We start from the raw sequence: 14,296 nt of genomic DNA, 5'->3' as shown, positions 1-14,296 counted from the left end.
CAAGGTGAAGCTATATGACGGGAATAGTGATAGTTGATGCCATTCGGACTCCGATCGGCCGTTTTCGGGGATCGTTCTCCGGCGTGCGCGCCGATCATCTGGGGGCAAATGTCCTGCGTGCGATCGTTGATCGAAATGGCCTTTCGACGGACCATGTCGACGATGTTGTGTTCGGCTGCGTTACCCAGATTGGGGAACAATGCGGGAATATTGCGCGGACGGCGCTGCTCAGCGCCGGATGGCCAGAGCATATCCCAGGCATGACAGTCGATCGCAAATGTGGAGCTTCCGAGGCCGCGATTCACACTGCAGTAGGCGAAATCACCAGCGGCCTGGCTGACATCGTCGTTGCCGGCGGCGCGGAGAATATGACGCGGGTTCCCATGGGCAGCAACCGTGCCCTGCATGGAGACGTGTTTGGCTGGAGATTGACAGATCGTTTTAATCTGACTTCGCAGGGTGAGGCCGCCGAGAAGATTGCCGACCGTTACGGATTCACGCGCGATCAGATCGATGATTTCGCCATTGAAAGCCACCGGCGTGCGGCCGCCGCAGCTGATCGTGGGGACTTCGATGGCGAAATCAATCCGGTTAATCTTGCCGAATATGTCGAACGGGACTTGGAAGCCACTGACACAGTCTTGGTCGACGAAACCATTCGCCGGGACACGAGTCGGGAAAAGCTGGCAACATTGAAAACCAGCTTCCGTGACGATGGACGGGTGACGGCTGGAAATTCTTCCCAGATTTGCGATGGCGCAGCGGCCGTCCTGCTGGCCTCGCAAGCTGCTGCCGATCGATGGGGATTGAAGGTCCGTGCCCGGATTCGGGCCATCACGGTGGTCGGTTCGGACCCCGAACTCATGTTGACCGGACCTGTCGCCGCGACGAGCAGGATTTTGGAGCGCAGCGGGTTGAGCCTTTCAGATATCGATCTTTTCGAAGTCAATGAGGCGTTTGCGACCGTGCCGATGGCCTGGATGAAGGAACATGGCGTCGGTCACGATCGCCTGAACGTGAACGGAGGCGCAATCGCTCTTGGCCATCCTTTGGGAGCTTCGGGGGCACGGATTATGACAAGCTTGCTCAACGCGCTTGAACGTCGCGGCGGCAGGTTTGGCCTTCAGAGCATCTGTTGCGCCGGCGGGTTGGCGACGGCGACGATTATCGAGCGCTGTGAGGCTTAGCCAGGCCGGCAGTGCGACAAAACCGGAAGAGGGCCGGCCGGTTCCGGGCGCATCTGGCGTCGGATTGCTGGTCCGTTCGAGCGAGTAGGACAGCGCAATGAACGATCATAAAGCAGATGAAGCCGGCAGCTATAGCGATATTCTTTACAATGTTGCGGACAGTGTTGCCACGATCGTCATAAATCGACCGAAAAAGCTGAACGCATTCAACGGGCATACAATCGACGAGCTGCGCGATGCGGTCGCACGGGCCGGCGACGATCGCGCGGTCGGGGTCATCGTGTTGACGGGGGCAGGGGACAAGGCGTTCAGCGCTGGTGGGGACATCGAGTGGGAAGTTGAAGGTGGTTTGAAGGGACATGACTGGAGGCTGGGCGAAGATATCATTTCCTGCCTGAAGCCGGTCATCGCGCGGGTGAAGGGATATGCAGTCGGGGGTGGCCATCATCTCCACTATTTCTGCGATTTCACGATCGCTTCGGAAGACTCCATATTCGGGCAGAACGGCCCCCGCGTGGCGTCGCCCGCGGGAGGATATGTCGTCTCGCATCTCGCCAGCATCATAGGCCATAAGCGTGCAAGAGAGATGTGGATGCTGTGCCGGCGCTATACGGCCGCGCAAATGCTCGAATGGGGACTGGTCAACGCGGTTGTTCCAGCGGCACAACTCGACGCCGAAGTCAGGAAGTGGTGCGATGAATTGCTCGCTCTCAGCCCTACGGCGCTCAAGACGGTCAAGTCATCCTTCAAGGATCACATGCTGCCATATATGGGCAAAAATGTTTCTGACGTGGTGACAGAGGTGGCGCCCAACTTTTTTGAAACCGGAGAACAGGAAGAGGGGGGACGTGCCTTCATTGAAAAGCGCAGGCCAGACTTCTCTCCTTATCGCTAGGAGCCAGACAGATGACTATGGAACTTCCTCTCACGTCCCCGGAAAAGGCCAGGCAATATCGTGCCGCAGGGTTGTGGCAGGACGTCACTCTAAGCGAGCGGTTTCTTGCGCAGGCTGATCGGTTTGCGGACAAGCTGGCGATTATCGTAGATGGCCGGCGTGCGACTTACCGACAGCTTCAGCGAGACGTACTGAGCGTGGCCAATGGCTTGCTGGCCGAGGGCCTCGAACCCGGCGATGTAATCGCCGGTCAACTGCCCAATAGTTACGAGATTCCCGTTCTGCATCTCGCGTGCAATATGGTGGGTATGTTGTACATGCCGCTGCATGACAGCTGGCGTGCACTGGAAGTCGGGCACTTGCTGGCGCAGGCCAAGGTGAAGGTGGTTATCTCGCGGCATCTATATCGCGACTTCGATTATGTCCGGATGATCAGGGACCTGAGGCCCGATCTTCCTGACCTGAAGACGCATTTTGTTATCGGCGAAAGCGCGGGAGATGGGATCAAACCCTTCGAAATGCTTGTTGCGGCTGAACCGTTAGGCACAAAGCAGATTGCATCGCTCCGGCCTGATCCCGATTATCCCGCGGCGCTGATGCTGTCAGGGGGGACAACGGCAATCTCGAAGATCAGCCGCTATTCGAGCAACGATCTTCAGGCCATGCTGAATGCCGCCAGAGATGGCGCTCGTTTTGTGGAAACCGACGTGGCGGCCGCCCTTGCGCCCGCCGGAACCGGAGCGACCGGATATGTCTATCCTGTGCTCATGCCCCTGCTGAACGGCGGCACGTCAGTAATGCTGCCACATTGGAGCAATCCTGAAGATGCGGCGGATCTGATGGTCAAGGAAAACTGCACCTACGCGACCGCGATTCCAGCTCAGCTCATCAAGCTATTGCCCACATTCCGGTCCAGGCCAAGGGACGATTTTCATAGTCTGCGAGTGATCACAAACGCGGGTGCTCCGCTTCCCTATGACGCGGCGCGAGAGGTCGAGGAACTGACAGGCGCTGTGATCCAGAGCATTTATGGTGCGACAGATGCCGGGACGCCCACGCTGACGACTGCCGATGATCCGCGGGAAAAAAGGCTCGGCACTGTCGGCCGCATCGTCCCGGGTTGCGAATGCGAAATTCGCGATTCGGACGGTAACGCACTGCCAGCGGGCACCGTCGGTGAAGTGACCTGGCGTGGTGCTGACAAGTCATGGGGATATTTAGGGGCCGATGACCAGACCAGATCTGTATTTACGCAGGACCATTTCTACAAAAGCGGCGATCTTGGTCAATTTGACGAAGACGGTTACCTGAAGATTGTCGGGCGGATCAAGGACATGATCCTCCGGGGCGGTCGTAATGTTTCGCCCCTTGTGATCGAAGAGGCGTTGATCAAGCATGTTGACGTCCAGGACGTAGCGGTCGCGGCAATGCCGGATCCTGTGCTGGGCGAGCGGGCCTGTGCATTTGTCATAGCAAGGCCGGGAGCGGGACTGGAACTGGCGGGATTGCTGGAATTCCTGCGTGGCGAGGGCCTCGCGACATGGCAATTGCCTGAGCGGCTCGAAATCATGCAGGAGTTTCCGAGATCGGCGGGGGGCAAGACGCTGAAGCGAGAATTGACGGCGCTTGTGACTGAAAAGCTGAAAGCTGAACTGGAGCAGGGGGTATGAGGCAGTCTGCGTCGCCACAAAGGCGACACACTTGGTTCGCGGACGAAAAGGAGCCAGAGCAACGCTGAGGGGAGGCGGCGAGCGGAAGGAGACTTCACGGTCATGGACGGTGCGATGAACGAAAGGGAACAAGGCGATTTTGAAGCACTCGAACGGATTGCGCGGGGCCGCCGGTCGGTGCGCGGCTTCCTATCCGACCCGGTGCCGATGTCGATCCAACGGCGCGCTCTAGAGCTTGCACTTTCAGCGCCGTCAAACTGCAACGTGCAACCATGGTTGGTGCATGTCGTGAGCGGCAAGCCTCTGGCGCGTATCCGCCACGCGTTTGTGGAAGCGGTGTCGGCTGGAATCGCCGCTGAGCCGGATTTTCCGGGGCTGTTGACCTACCCCGGTATTTATCGTGACAGGCAGGTGGATAGCGCCCGCCAACTTTACGCTGCGATGGATATTGCCCGCGACGACCGGCCAGGACGCAATCATGCCGCGTTGCGTAATTTCGAATTTTTCGATGCGCCACACGCTGCCTTTCTCTTCGTGCCCGACTGGGCGCTGTCGCGTGAGATCGCTGACTGTGGGCTCTACGCCCAGACGCTGATGCTGGGGCTGACGGCGCTCGGCATTGCGTCCTGTCCTCAGGGAGCCTTGGGCTATTATCCTGATATCGTGCGATCGGAACTGGGAATTGGACCGGACCAGCGACTGCTCTATGGCATATCCTTCGGATTTGAAGACATGTCCGTCGCCGCCAACGCCGCACGGACAGGGCGCAGTCCCCTCGAGGAAACTACCAGCTTTCATGGCTGATCCAGTGGGATCATGACGATCCAGCTTTCGTAGCGGAGTGACGCCAAGCGGTCGCATTTCGATGGCCATGCCGAAGTCTGTAGAGCCTCGAAAATATTTATTGCAACTACATTTCCAAGGCTATGCTGGCGCGGCCAGCGCTGGATCACCCAATTCTGCACGGCTGATGCCCAGTGCTCTCATTTCGCGCTCCGCCACGAACAGGCGCCCCGTATATTCTTCCGGGTCAGCGCATGCGATGAAATAGATGATCATCCGTGACGGGATGACCGTATCGATTGGACGCGGCTCGCCTTCTTTCGGAGCAAACCCCCTGGACGCCAATCGTGCCGAAACCACTTCGGATGCTACCCAGCCGGGATGCAGACCGATGACAAACACATTTTGTGCCCGCAATTCGGGCGCAATGACATTGGAAAGTCGATCCAGCGCGCGTTTGCTGGCAAAGTAGCTGGGCGTGGTCCCACTGAATCCGAATGACCCGGCCGCCGGTACTTCTTCTTCTACCCGACGATGCGCTTCGGCGGAACCGGTGGTGATGTTGATGATTCGCCCGCCACCGCGAGCGGCCATGATCGGGGTTGCAAGTTGCATCAGGATGAACGGTGCGTGGAGATTGATGTCGAAATCCCGCGACCATTCTTCGAAGCTGATATCGAGAAATGGCTTCGACCAAACCGAGCCCACCGTGGATGCAGCGTTATTGACCAGGATATCAACCCCGCCAAATCGGGCTACAGTTTCATCGACGATTTGCTTCAGATCAGCCCGCTGAGCAAGATCGGCCTGCACAATCAGCGCGTCCCCGCCGGCTTTCTCGATCAATCGCGCCGTCGCGCCAAGGCTGCCCGGCAGGTCAGGATCGCGATCAACCGTGCGCGCAACCAGCGCCACCTTGACGCCGCGCCGTGCCAGATCAAGCGAGACCTGCCGGCCGACGCCCCGGCTCGCACCGGTCACGATTGCGATTTTTCCGGTCAGATCAAGTTCTTGCTGACGTTCCATGTTCCATCCTCTTGTCCTGGCGTTTAATCAGGGCCTGTCGACATGGCGTGACCGGCGCGATGATATTTTCCATTTGATTTGAACCGCCTCCTGGTCGAGCAACCGCCGTTCGGCAGGGACCGGAGCGGGAATACCGGCGAGCCCGAGGTCGAAGCCGCGGATCAGAGTGTTCGCGCGGAAGGGCAGTGAGAAGCCATTGGCTTTATCGTCATTGCCCATCGCCTTTTCTGTAGCATTTTATAGTGCAAATGTTCTAAATTTGACTGGATTATGAGTCCAAAAATATTTGGCGAGTCTCGAATGGCCTGAAAAATGGGGCAACAGCGATGCTACGCGCGCGGGTCAATGACCATTGCACGAGCGGGACGGAGGGCCGGTGGGCTGTCAACGCCGCGGCGGAGAAAAAACTGCCTGCCTGTTACATTCGCTGTCGGGGGCTGGTTCGCCGGCAAATGCCGTATACCAGTCTGCCGTTGCACGATCGTGCTGCAGGGAGGCTCCGAAAAGTTGCGCATGAATCTGCCCTTCCAGCAAATGCCGGAGAGGCACTTCCATGCGCTTGCCGTTCGACGTATAGGGGATGGCAGGCGCATCAAAAATATCATCGGGCACGTGCCGCGGGCTCAACCTAGCACTGATCCGTGCCGCGATAGTGGCGAGCAAGTCTTCGTCCAGCGCCCGTCCATCCGTCAGGGTCACGAACAGCATCAGTCGGTCGCGATATCGTCCCGCCTGCGGGAAAACGGTAATCGCATCCGTGATGGCCGGATCATCTTCCAAAGCGCGGTAGAACTCGCTGGTCCCCATACGAACCCCATGCCGGTTTATCGTGGCATCGGATCGACCAAGGATTCTGCATCCTCCGTCGGAGTGGATGATTATCATGTCGCCCTGCTGCCAGCGGCCACCAAAATGCGACAGGTAACTGGCGGCCAGCCGGGTGCCGTCCGGATCTTTCCAGAGGCATCGAGGAGCGTTGGGGAAGGGGGTGCTGATCACAAGCTCGCCAGCCCTGCCGCGAAGCGATCTGCCCTCCGGATCCACGGAGTCCACGTCCATGCCCAGCATCCTTGCCGTTGATTCACCGGCATGGATTGGCAGCAGGCGTACGCCGCCGGCGTAGCCGCCGCAAACTTCGGTAGAGCCGGCCTGCGAGAGGATCCGGCAGTGCGGGGGCAAGACATCCGCAAGCCATTCGTAGAGCGGGGCTTCGGCTACTGCACCCGAGAGAATGAGCGCTTCGAGCCTTTGAAGGTCATGCTGCGCGGCAGGGTTATATCCCCGATCCTTCATTCGTCCGGCAAAGCCTGGGCTCACGCCCATTATGGTCGCGCCGGCGCGTTCGGCGATGGACCAGAGGCTGCCCAGGTCCGGATGGAACGGACTCCCGTCGTAAAGCACCACGTGCGTCCCAAGGGCAAGGCTGGTGAGCACCGTATTCCAGACGATCCAACTCGGCGTGGCATAAAATAGCAGGACGGAGCCTTCCCTTGCCTCGAGATGGAAGGTCAAGTCCTTCATCGCGCCAAGAAGTGCACCGACATGCGTGTGAACGATCGCCTTTGGCGCACCGGACGTGCCGGATGTATAGACAACCCACAAGGGGTGGTCGCTGGGTACCGGCTCAAAGGTGAAGTCGTCATATGTCGGTTCCGGCGTCGCGGCAAGAGATAACCAACTCCGCAGCAGGGGGCCGTGATCGATCAGATTCTGGGCATCATCCTGCAAAAGGACCAGATGCTCCAGCGTTGGCAGACCCTTGACGAGTTCACGCACGCTTTCGCTGCGATCGTGCAGCCTACCGGCATAATCATAGCGGGAGGTCGCGATGAGCAGCTTGGGCTCGATCTGCGCGAAGCGGTCCGTTGCGGCGCCGGCGCCGAATTCGGGGCTGCACGACGACCAGACCGCACCGACCGCCGCTGCGGCGATAAAACCGATCGCGGCTTCCACGACGTTGGGCAGATAGGCGGCAACGCGGTCACCGGGCCCGATCCCCATCGCGCGGAAGCCCGTCGCGACCCGTCGAACCGCTGTGCCCAGCTCTGACCATGTCCAGCGCGCGTGACTGCCATCTTCATGAAAGGCTGAGATCGCCACATGGTCAGCGAGACGCTTTTCGTGCCGCATCACCATGCGCGCGAAATTAAGCCTTGCCCCAGTAAACCATTGCGTATTCTGAAAGCCCGCGCCTTCCATCACGCTGTTGTAGGGGGCATCAGCTTCAACAGCGAAATAGTGCCAGATTGCCTCCCAGAATTCGGCCTGGTCTGTAGTCGACCAGCGCCAGAGCTCGTCATATCCCTCGAACGAGAGGTTGCGGCTTTGCTTGAGCCAGGTCATGAACATGGTGAGCGTCGACTGCTGGCGATCGGCCGCCGTCGGCGTCCAAATGACCCGCCCGCGACCAGCGCCGGCCAACGCAGCCTCTGCGGCGACCGACCCGAGTTCGCTATCAGTATCTGTCGTGACCACGCATACTCTCCCATGCGAGGGGGCTCATTCATCCCCTTCGATCGATCACTCGCCAACTTGGTCCGCCGCCACATCAGGCTGGCTTGTGCAGCCTGCCGCCTCTTCGGTCGGCTTCAACGTCGCGCGCGGGTGGTCAATTGGACGCCAGCGTATGAAACGCCTTCTTCATATCCGCGGCGCGCGTGTCAATTCGATCCTCAAGATCCCGATTGGGAAACAGCCAGAAGCGTTCCGTTCCGATGGCATCGGCCACCAGGGTTGCGACCTCAGCGGGATCGATGCCGTTGCGCAGGACTTCCTCCATAGTCTCCATCCGGTCGCCTGTTGAAAGCTGAGCAGGCGCCCGAGCGGCGTTCGCCTCCAGCAGGGATGTCCTGACCGGCCCGGGCATCAGAACCGAAACTCCTATGCCGCTGCCGCTCAGTTCGTCGCGAAGGGCCTCGCACAATGCGACCACGCCGGCCTTCATCGCGGTATAAACGCCCGTCCGTGCCTTGACATTGAGCGTCGCCAGCGACGCGGTCGCCACCACATGGCCATTACGGCCCGACGCGACGATTCTGTGCAGGCCTTGCGTCAGGCCATGGAAGTTGCCGTCAAGATTAACTGAGCGCGACCATTCCCAGGCGGCCTGCGACGTTTGGCTTACGGGATCGGTGCTGCCCGCAACACCGGCATTGCTGAACAGAACGGCCAGGGGTCCGTGACGATCTTCCGCCTCATCCAGCGCGGTATTCCAGCTTTCCGCATCGCGGACGTCGAGCAGCACCGCAGATGCGCCTTCGATCTGGGCAGCCACCCTTTCTGCTCCGACAAGATCGATATCGGCGACGGCGACCTTCAGCCCCCGTCGCCCGAATTCCATGGCGGTGGCCCGGCCGATGCCACTTGCTGCCCCGGATATGAAGGCCATTCGGCCGCGGAAGTCCATATCACTCATGGCGGTCCCCTCCATATCCTTCCTTGCGCCGCCGGGCGTGCTTCATGCGCATGTTCGGCGTGGGCAGGGAAAATATGGTCGACTTGCTAAAACGTCTGTCGAATCCATAAGCCCCAGTGGTATGAACTGAGGGAACTTCCGACCCTGAACAGGTCGTGCCTTGCCAAACACTCTCCACTCACCGTTCTCCATAAATGAAAACTAGTGCCCTGCCGGATTCAAGCCCCCAGCCACATTCGGCCGGGAATTGCCCTTGAAAAGGTTCAAACGACTGGAGCTGTCACAGGATATCAGCTTCCTTTGAATAGCTCGACATATTCGGCAGTCAACCAGAGACTTGGTAGAAAACTGTGTGTCCAAGCCCTTAAATGTGCGGCACGAAGACTTTCAATGTTGAAGCAGCATGCTCTTGCATAAATTGCGGGACCATCACCGCCAAAGCTGCGTCACCAGCTGACTACTCTCGATCACTGCGAACTGTCAACATGACGGTGTCGGCCCGATTCTTGCTGTGACACTCTTGTCGTCACGCTGCATGAATTTTTATGATGAGTTCATCAGAAGGATGAATGAGACAGACTTTGGCTTTTCGTCTAGCCAGTGCGGACAATCGGTTTGATGGAAGGGAGCGCTGCCAAAGCCGCGGCGCTTGCACGCGCACCGGCTTAGGTGGGGCCAGGAACAATAATGGCAGATATTGCGAGAATTCAGCGAGTCCAGCGTTCCGAACTGGCGGTTCCGGCGACATCACCCCATTTTTTTCAAAAGGCAGCACAGGGACCCGCTGACTCCATCTTCCTTGATCTGGAGGACGCCGTCGCGCCGAACCGGCGGGAGGAAGGGCGCGCTAACGCGGTCGAGGCGCTGAACGCGGTCGATTGGGGCGCCAAGATGGTTTCCGTGCGGGTCAATGGCCTGGATACGCCCTGGGCGATCGCGGACATTATGGCGGTTGCGCGCTGCCCGCGGCTGGACATGATCCTGCTGCCCAAGGTGCAGACGAGCGAAGATGTCCGCTTCGTCGACCGGCTGCTCGGCTGCATGGAACTCGAAACGCCGCGGGAAAGGGGGGTAGGGATCGAAATTCTCATAGAAACGACGCGCGGGCTGGCAGAGGTGGAAGCGATCGCCGCATCGTCGCCGCGGCTGGAAGGCATCATCTTCGGCGTGGGAGATTATTCGATCGAACTTGAGAATTTCGACACGGTGTTCGGAGCGCCCAACCCGGAATATGCGGTCGGTGGCGCGGAAAACGACCAGTGGCACTTCGCGCTGGCGCGGATCGCCAATGCCTGTCGCGCCCATGGCCTGCGTCCGATCGATGGGCCCTTCGCAAATTATGGCGATCCCGATGCCTATCGCGCCAGCGCGATCCGAGCGCGGGCACTGGGGTTCGAGGGTAAATGGGCGATCCACCCCTCGCAGGTGGCGATAGCGAACGAGATTTTCTCTCCGACGCCCGCCCAGATCGCCTGGGCGCGTCGCATCGCCGATCGCATGGCGGCGGCGGCGTCGGATGGCCAGGGAGCGATTGGCATCGAAGGCGTTCTTATCGATCGCGCGCATGTCAAGCTGGCCGAAAAAATCCTTGCCCGGGCGACCCTGTTCCAGGGGGCCGTCGCTTGAGCGCCGGAGCGCTCAGTGACATTCGCGTGCTGGACGTTGCGACGTTCATCGCGGCGCCATTCTGCGGCACGCTGATGGCAGACTTCGGTGCAGAGGTGATCAAGATCGAGCAGCCAGGGGAAGGCGATTCCCTTCGTCGCTTCGGGACAGCCACCTCCTGCGGTGACACGCTCGTCTGGCTGAGCGAGGCGCGAAACCGCCAGTCCGTGACGCTTGACCTGCGGAAGAAGGAAGGGGCGGACATCTTCCGCCAACTCGTCGAGAAATCCGATGTGGTGCTGGAGAATTTCCGGCCGGGAACGATGGAGAAATGGGGGCTGGGCTACGAAGATCTGGCGGCCATCAATCCGAAGCTGGTGATGCTGCGCGTGAGCGCCTATGGCCAGACCGGGCCGATGCGTGACAAGCCCGGCTTCGCGCGTATCGCACACGCATTCAGCGGCCTGGCTTATCTTTCAGGAGAGCCTGGCCGCCCGCCCGTGGTTCCCGGCTCCACCTCGCTGGCGGATTACATGACCGGGCTGTTCGGGGCCTTCGGCGTGATGGTTGCCCTGCGCGTGGCGGAGCAGACCGGACGCGGCCAGGTCGTCGACATCGGCCTCTATGAGAGCATATTCCGCGTCTTGGATGAATTGGCGCCCGCGTTCGCATCGTCCGGCTACAAGCGCGAAAGGATGGGCCCCGATACGGTCAATATCGTGCCCCACAGCCACTATGAAACGGCGGATGGCGCGTGGGTTGCGCTGGCCTGCTCGAACGATCGGATGTGGGAGCGGCTGACCAGGGCAATGGACCGGCCCGAGCTGGCACAGGATCCGCGCTATGCCACGCTCGTCCAACGGAATCGCCATCGCGCAGAGGTCAACGCGATCGTGGCCGACTGGGTGAAGCGCCTGCCGACCACCGAAATCCTGGCGCGCTGCGAGGCGGCACAGGCGCCGGCGAGCAAGCTGCTCGACATCGCCGACATATTCGCCGATCCGCAATATGCCGCTCGCGAGAATCTGCTCAGGATTCAGGATCCGAGGGTCGGCGAGCTCGTTATCCCTGCGCCATTGCCCCGGTTGTCCGTGACGCCGCCCCGTTTCAGCCATGCCGGTCCTGCACTTGGCCAATCGACGGAGGCTGTGCTGGGTGAGCTGCTGGGTTTGAATCGGGACCGTATCGATCAACTGATGCAAGAACGCGTGGTGTGACGAGGGCGTGGGCGAGGACGACACTTCGCGATCGCGAAGTCTGACGATAGCGTACAGCCGGCATGGCGTCGGCTTTGGTATATGGCAATGATAAGGAGGATGCATCGTGGACAATGAGGCATCAAACGCGACTTCAAACCTCGTGGTGTCGAAGCTTGTGGTTGCGAAGCTGCATGGCGAGGAGGATTTCAAGTCTGACGGGTTGCGACCTTTTGCGAAATATCGCGATCTGGGATTTGCCGAGGTGACCGACGGCATGTTGCATGCTCATGTGATCAAACTCGTTCCTCCATGCACGGACGAGGTACGCAAACGTCACCGGCACATCACCCAAGTGCAGATGTTCTACATGCTCGAAGGCTGGATGAAACTGGAGTTCGAGGGCCATGGCGAGGTTTTGATGGAGCCGGGCGACTGTTGCCTGATGCCGTCGGGCATAGCGCATACCGTGCTTGATTACTCGCCCGACGCCCGCAACCTTGAGATCACCATTCCCAAGGAATACGACACGATCGATGCATGAGGCGATGACGGCGATGTCCAGGAAGGACCGCTGCCCAGGGCCGGTGTTGTATCAGACTTTTTCAGGAGGAGATTAGGCGTTGAGGATCTGCCGTTTTGACGACAACCGGCTCGGCCTTGTGCAGGGCGACAGCGTTTTGGATGTGACCGAGGCGCTGCAAATCCTTCCGGAATGCCGTTACCCGCTGCCGATGGCCGATCTGCTCTACAGCAATCTTGATGCTGTTCTTGCCCGCGTGACCGAACTTGCGCCCTCCGCGCAGCGCCGCGGGCTTAAGGAGATCAAGCTGCTGAGCCCTGTCGCTAATCCGTCCAAGATCATCGGTGCGCCGGTCAACTATAATGATCATCTCGCCGAGTCGCGCGCCGATCCCAACCTGTCGCAGGGCAACGTCATCAAGCCCATCGGTGATTGGGGTCTGTTCTTCAAAGCGAACAGCTCGCTGGTCGGTGCCGGAGACGGCGTGAAGTTACGCTTCCCGGATCGCCGCACCGACCATGAGGCGGAGCTGGTCGTCATCATCGGTAAGACCGGAACCAACATTCCAGCTGAAGAAGCGATGTCTTATGTCGCGGGATATTGCGTGGGCCTCGACATGACAGTGCGGGGCGTCCAGCAGAAGACATTCCGTGCCTCTGTCGACAGCTATGCGGTTCTGGGGCCGTGGTTTGTCACCGCCGATGAGATCGCTGAGCCGGGCAAGCTGGACTTCTGGCTCAAGATCAATGGCGAGACCCGGCAGGCTTCGAATACCAGCTATCTTATCTACGACGTCCCCAAGCTCATCGAGTTTGCCTCCAGCTATTACACGCTGTTGCCGGGGGACGTGATCTTCACAGGTACGCCGGCCGGCGTGGGGCCGGTGGCACCTGGAGATATCATCGACGTGCATATCGACCAGATAGGAGCTATGCGGGTCGCAGTTTCGGCTGCCTGATTGTGAGGCGGACTGGATCAGACGAAGCAACAAATGGGGAAGTGCGAGGTCCTTCCGAAGCTTGAGGCATTCGGCAGGCGCGCGCTCAGGCTGGTGGGACTGGGCGGGCCGACTGTGCGCTCAACATGCTTTTCGTGAAGTCCGCGAAAGCGCGCGCCGCTTCGCGCAAAACAGTGCCGCGGGCAGTAATGATGCAGATCGTGCGGCTCAGCCGCGGGTCCACGATGGGGAGGATCTGGAGATTTTCTCGGTTCCCGCGTGGAATGGCGCAGGCTGGCATGATGGCTACCCCAATACCTTCGACGGCCATCGCATATTGCGTCTGCACCTGGCTGACCTCGTAGCGTGTCCGCAGCTTGAGACCGCGCGCTGCCAATTCCGCATCCAATACTCCGCGCAGCGCCGTGGCACTGTCGAGCACGATGGCCGGAAGTTCTGCAAGTTCGGCCAGCGTGATGCTGGTCGCCGAACGGTTCTGGAAGGGCGGGGGGATGAACGCCATGATCTCTTCCTGCAGGAATGGCTCGAAGACGAAGTCGACTGCGCCTTCGACATTCAGGCCGATCCCCATTTCGATCTCCTTGCTGCGCAGTTTTTCGAGCAGGTCCTGCATCGAGCTTTCGCGGACGCTCATGGTGATGCCAGGGAACTCCTGCTCGAAGCTGTAGATAAGGTGCGGGAGCAATGAGGAGGATAGCGTCGGGATGCAGCCAAAAGAGACGAATCCCTTCCGCATCTTGAGTTCTTCTTTCAACGAGCGGAGCCCGAAGTTGAGGTCGGCGAGCGAACGACGCGCAAAGCGCAACAAACGCTCGCCCTCCATTGTCAACTCGACGCGCCGCGTGCTTCGATTGAACAGTCGAGCACCGATCTGCTCCTCCAGTTGACGGATCTGCATGCTGATCGCGGATTGTGTCCGCCCCATCTCTTCTGCCGCACGCCGAAAGCTCTCATGTTCGGCCACGCTGATGAAGGTCTGAAGAAAGTTGAGATTGATATGCATATGGGGTCTCGCGGCTGGCGGCCGAGCGGTTTCAT

12 protein-coding genes are annotated in these 14,296 nt (G+C 59.7%); 8 read left to right on the top strand and 4 right to left on the bottom strand.

Going from position 1 to position 14,296, the window contains the following annotated elements; translation table 11 throughout:
- The first annotated feature begins 14 nt into the window (after positions 1-14).
- The 4 genes from MRBLSP13_RS00905 (at position 15) to MRBLSP13_RS00890 (ending at position 4,556) form a co-directional block, all read left to right on the top strand.
- Positions 15-1,187 carry a thiolase family protein gene (locus tag MRBLSP13_RS00905; RefSeq protein WP_363752120.1) on the top strand — a complete coding sequence of 391 codons (1,173 nt, stop codon included), beginning with the start codon at positions 15-17 and terminating at the stop codon, positions 1,185-1,187.
- Between the two features lie 97 nt (positions 1,188-1,284).
- Positions 1,285-2,082 (top strand): enoyl-CoA hydratase-related protein, encoded by a 798-nt coding sequence (locus MRBLSP13_RS00900; RefSeq protein ID WP_363736087.1) that lies wholly within the window; start codon positions 1,285-1,287, stop codon positions 2,080-2,082.
- An 11-nt stretch (positions 2,083-2,093) separates the two neighbouring features.
- Positions 2,094-3,752: an AMP-binding protein gene (locus tag MRBLSP13_RS00895; protein WP_363752117.1), complete on the top strand. Its 1,659-nt coding sequence runs from the start codon at positions 2,094-2,096 to the stop codon at positions 3,750-3,752.
- Between the two features lie 102 nt (positions 3,753-3,854).
- Positions 3,855-4,556: a nitroreductase gene (locus MRBLSP13_RS00890; protein WP_363736084.1), complete on the top strand. Its 702-nt coding sequence runs from the start codon at positions 3,855-3,857 to the stop codon at positions 4,554-4,556.
- A gap of 120 nt (positions 4,557-4,676) precedes the next feature.
- Here MRBLSP13_RS00890 and MRBLSP13_RS00885 read toward each other — a convergent pair whose 3' ends face one another.
- The 3 genes from MRBLSP13_RS00885 to MRBLSP13_RS00875 all read right to left on the bottom strand — a co-directional run bounded on the left by MRBLSP13_RS00885 (position 4,677) and on the right by MRBLSP13_RS00875 (position 8,976).
- Positions 4,677-5,561, bottom strand: a complete 885-nt coding sequence (locus tag MRBLSP13_RS00885; protein WP_363736083.1) for an SDR family NAD(P)-dependent oxidoreductase — start codon at positions 5,559-5,561, stop codon at positions 4,677-4,679.
- Between the two features lie 384 nt (positions 5,562-5,945).
- Positions 5,946-8,036 carry an acetoacetate--CoA ligase gene (locus MRBLSP13_RS00880; RefSeq protein ID WP_363752114.1) on the bottom strand — a complete coding sequence of 697 codons (2,091 nt, stop codon included), beginning with the start codon at positions 8,034-8,036 and terminating at the stop codon, positions 5,946-5,948.
- A gap of 133 nt (positions 8,037-8,169) precedes the next feature.
- Entirely contained in the window at positions 8,170-8,976 is an 807-nt protein-coding gene (locus MRBLSP13_RS00875; protein ID WP_363736080.1) for an SDR family oxidoreductase, read from the bottom strand.
- Positions 8,977-9,663: 687 nt separating this feature from the next.
- On the opposite strand from MRBLSP13_RS00875, the gene MRBLSP13_RS00870 reads away from it, so the two are divergent.
- The 4 genes from MRBLSP13_RS00870 (at position 9,664) to MRBLSP13_RS00855 (ending at position 13,258) form a co-directional block, all read left to right on the top strand.
- Positions 9,664-10,602, top strand: a complete 939-nt coding sequence (locus tag MRBLSP13_RS00870; protein ID WP_363736079.1) for an HpcH/HpaI aldolase/citrate lyase family protein — start codon at positions 9,664-9,666, stop codon at positions 10,600-10,602.
- Entirely contained in the window at positions 10,599-11,798 is a 1,200-nt protein-coding gene (locus MRBLSP13_RS00865; RefSeq protein ID WP_363736078.1) for a CaiB/BaiF CoA transferase family protein, read from the top strand. The genes MRBLSP13_RS00870 and MRBLSP13_RS00865 overlap by 4 nt, the downstream gene beginning before the upstream one ends.
- 106 nt (positions 11,799-11,904) lie before the next feature.
- Positions 11,905-12,321: a cupin domain-containing protein gene (locus tag MRBLSP13_RS00860; RefSeq protein ID WP_363736077.1), complete on the top strand. Its 417-nt coding sequence runs from the start codon at positions 11,905-11,907 to the stop codon at positions 12,319-12,321.
- A gap of 79 nt (positions 12,322-12,400) precedes the next feature.
- Positions 12,401-13,258, top strand: a complete 858-nt coding sequence (locus MRBLSP13_RS00855) for a fumarylacetoacetate hydrolase family protein (protein ID WP_363736076.1) — start codon at positions 12,401-12,403, stop codon at positions 13,256-13,258.
- Between the two features lie 85 nt (positions 13,259-13,343).
- Here the strand turns inward: MRBLSP13_RS00855 and MRBLSP13_RS00850 are convergent, their stop codons facing one another.
- A complete protein-coding gene (locus tag MRBLSP13_RS00850; RefSeq protein ID WP_363736075.1) occupies positions 13,344-14,261 on the bottom strand; it encodes a LysR family transcriptional regulator in 918 nt (305 codons plus the stop codon).
- Positions 14,262-14,296: the final 35 nt, after the last annotated feature.

Origin of the sequence: Sphingobium sp. LSP13-1-1.1 (assembly GCF_040676415.1) — a bacterium.
Classification (GTDB): domain Bacteria; phylum Pseudomonadota; class Alphaproteobacteria; order Sphingomonadales; family Sphingomonadaceae; genus Sphingobium.
This window is presented reverse-complemented; position numbering and strand designations above follow the sequence as displayed.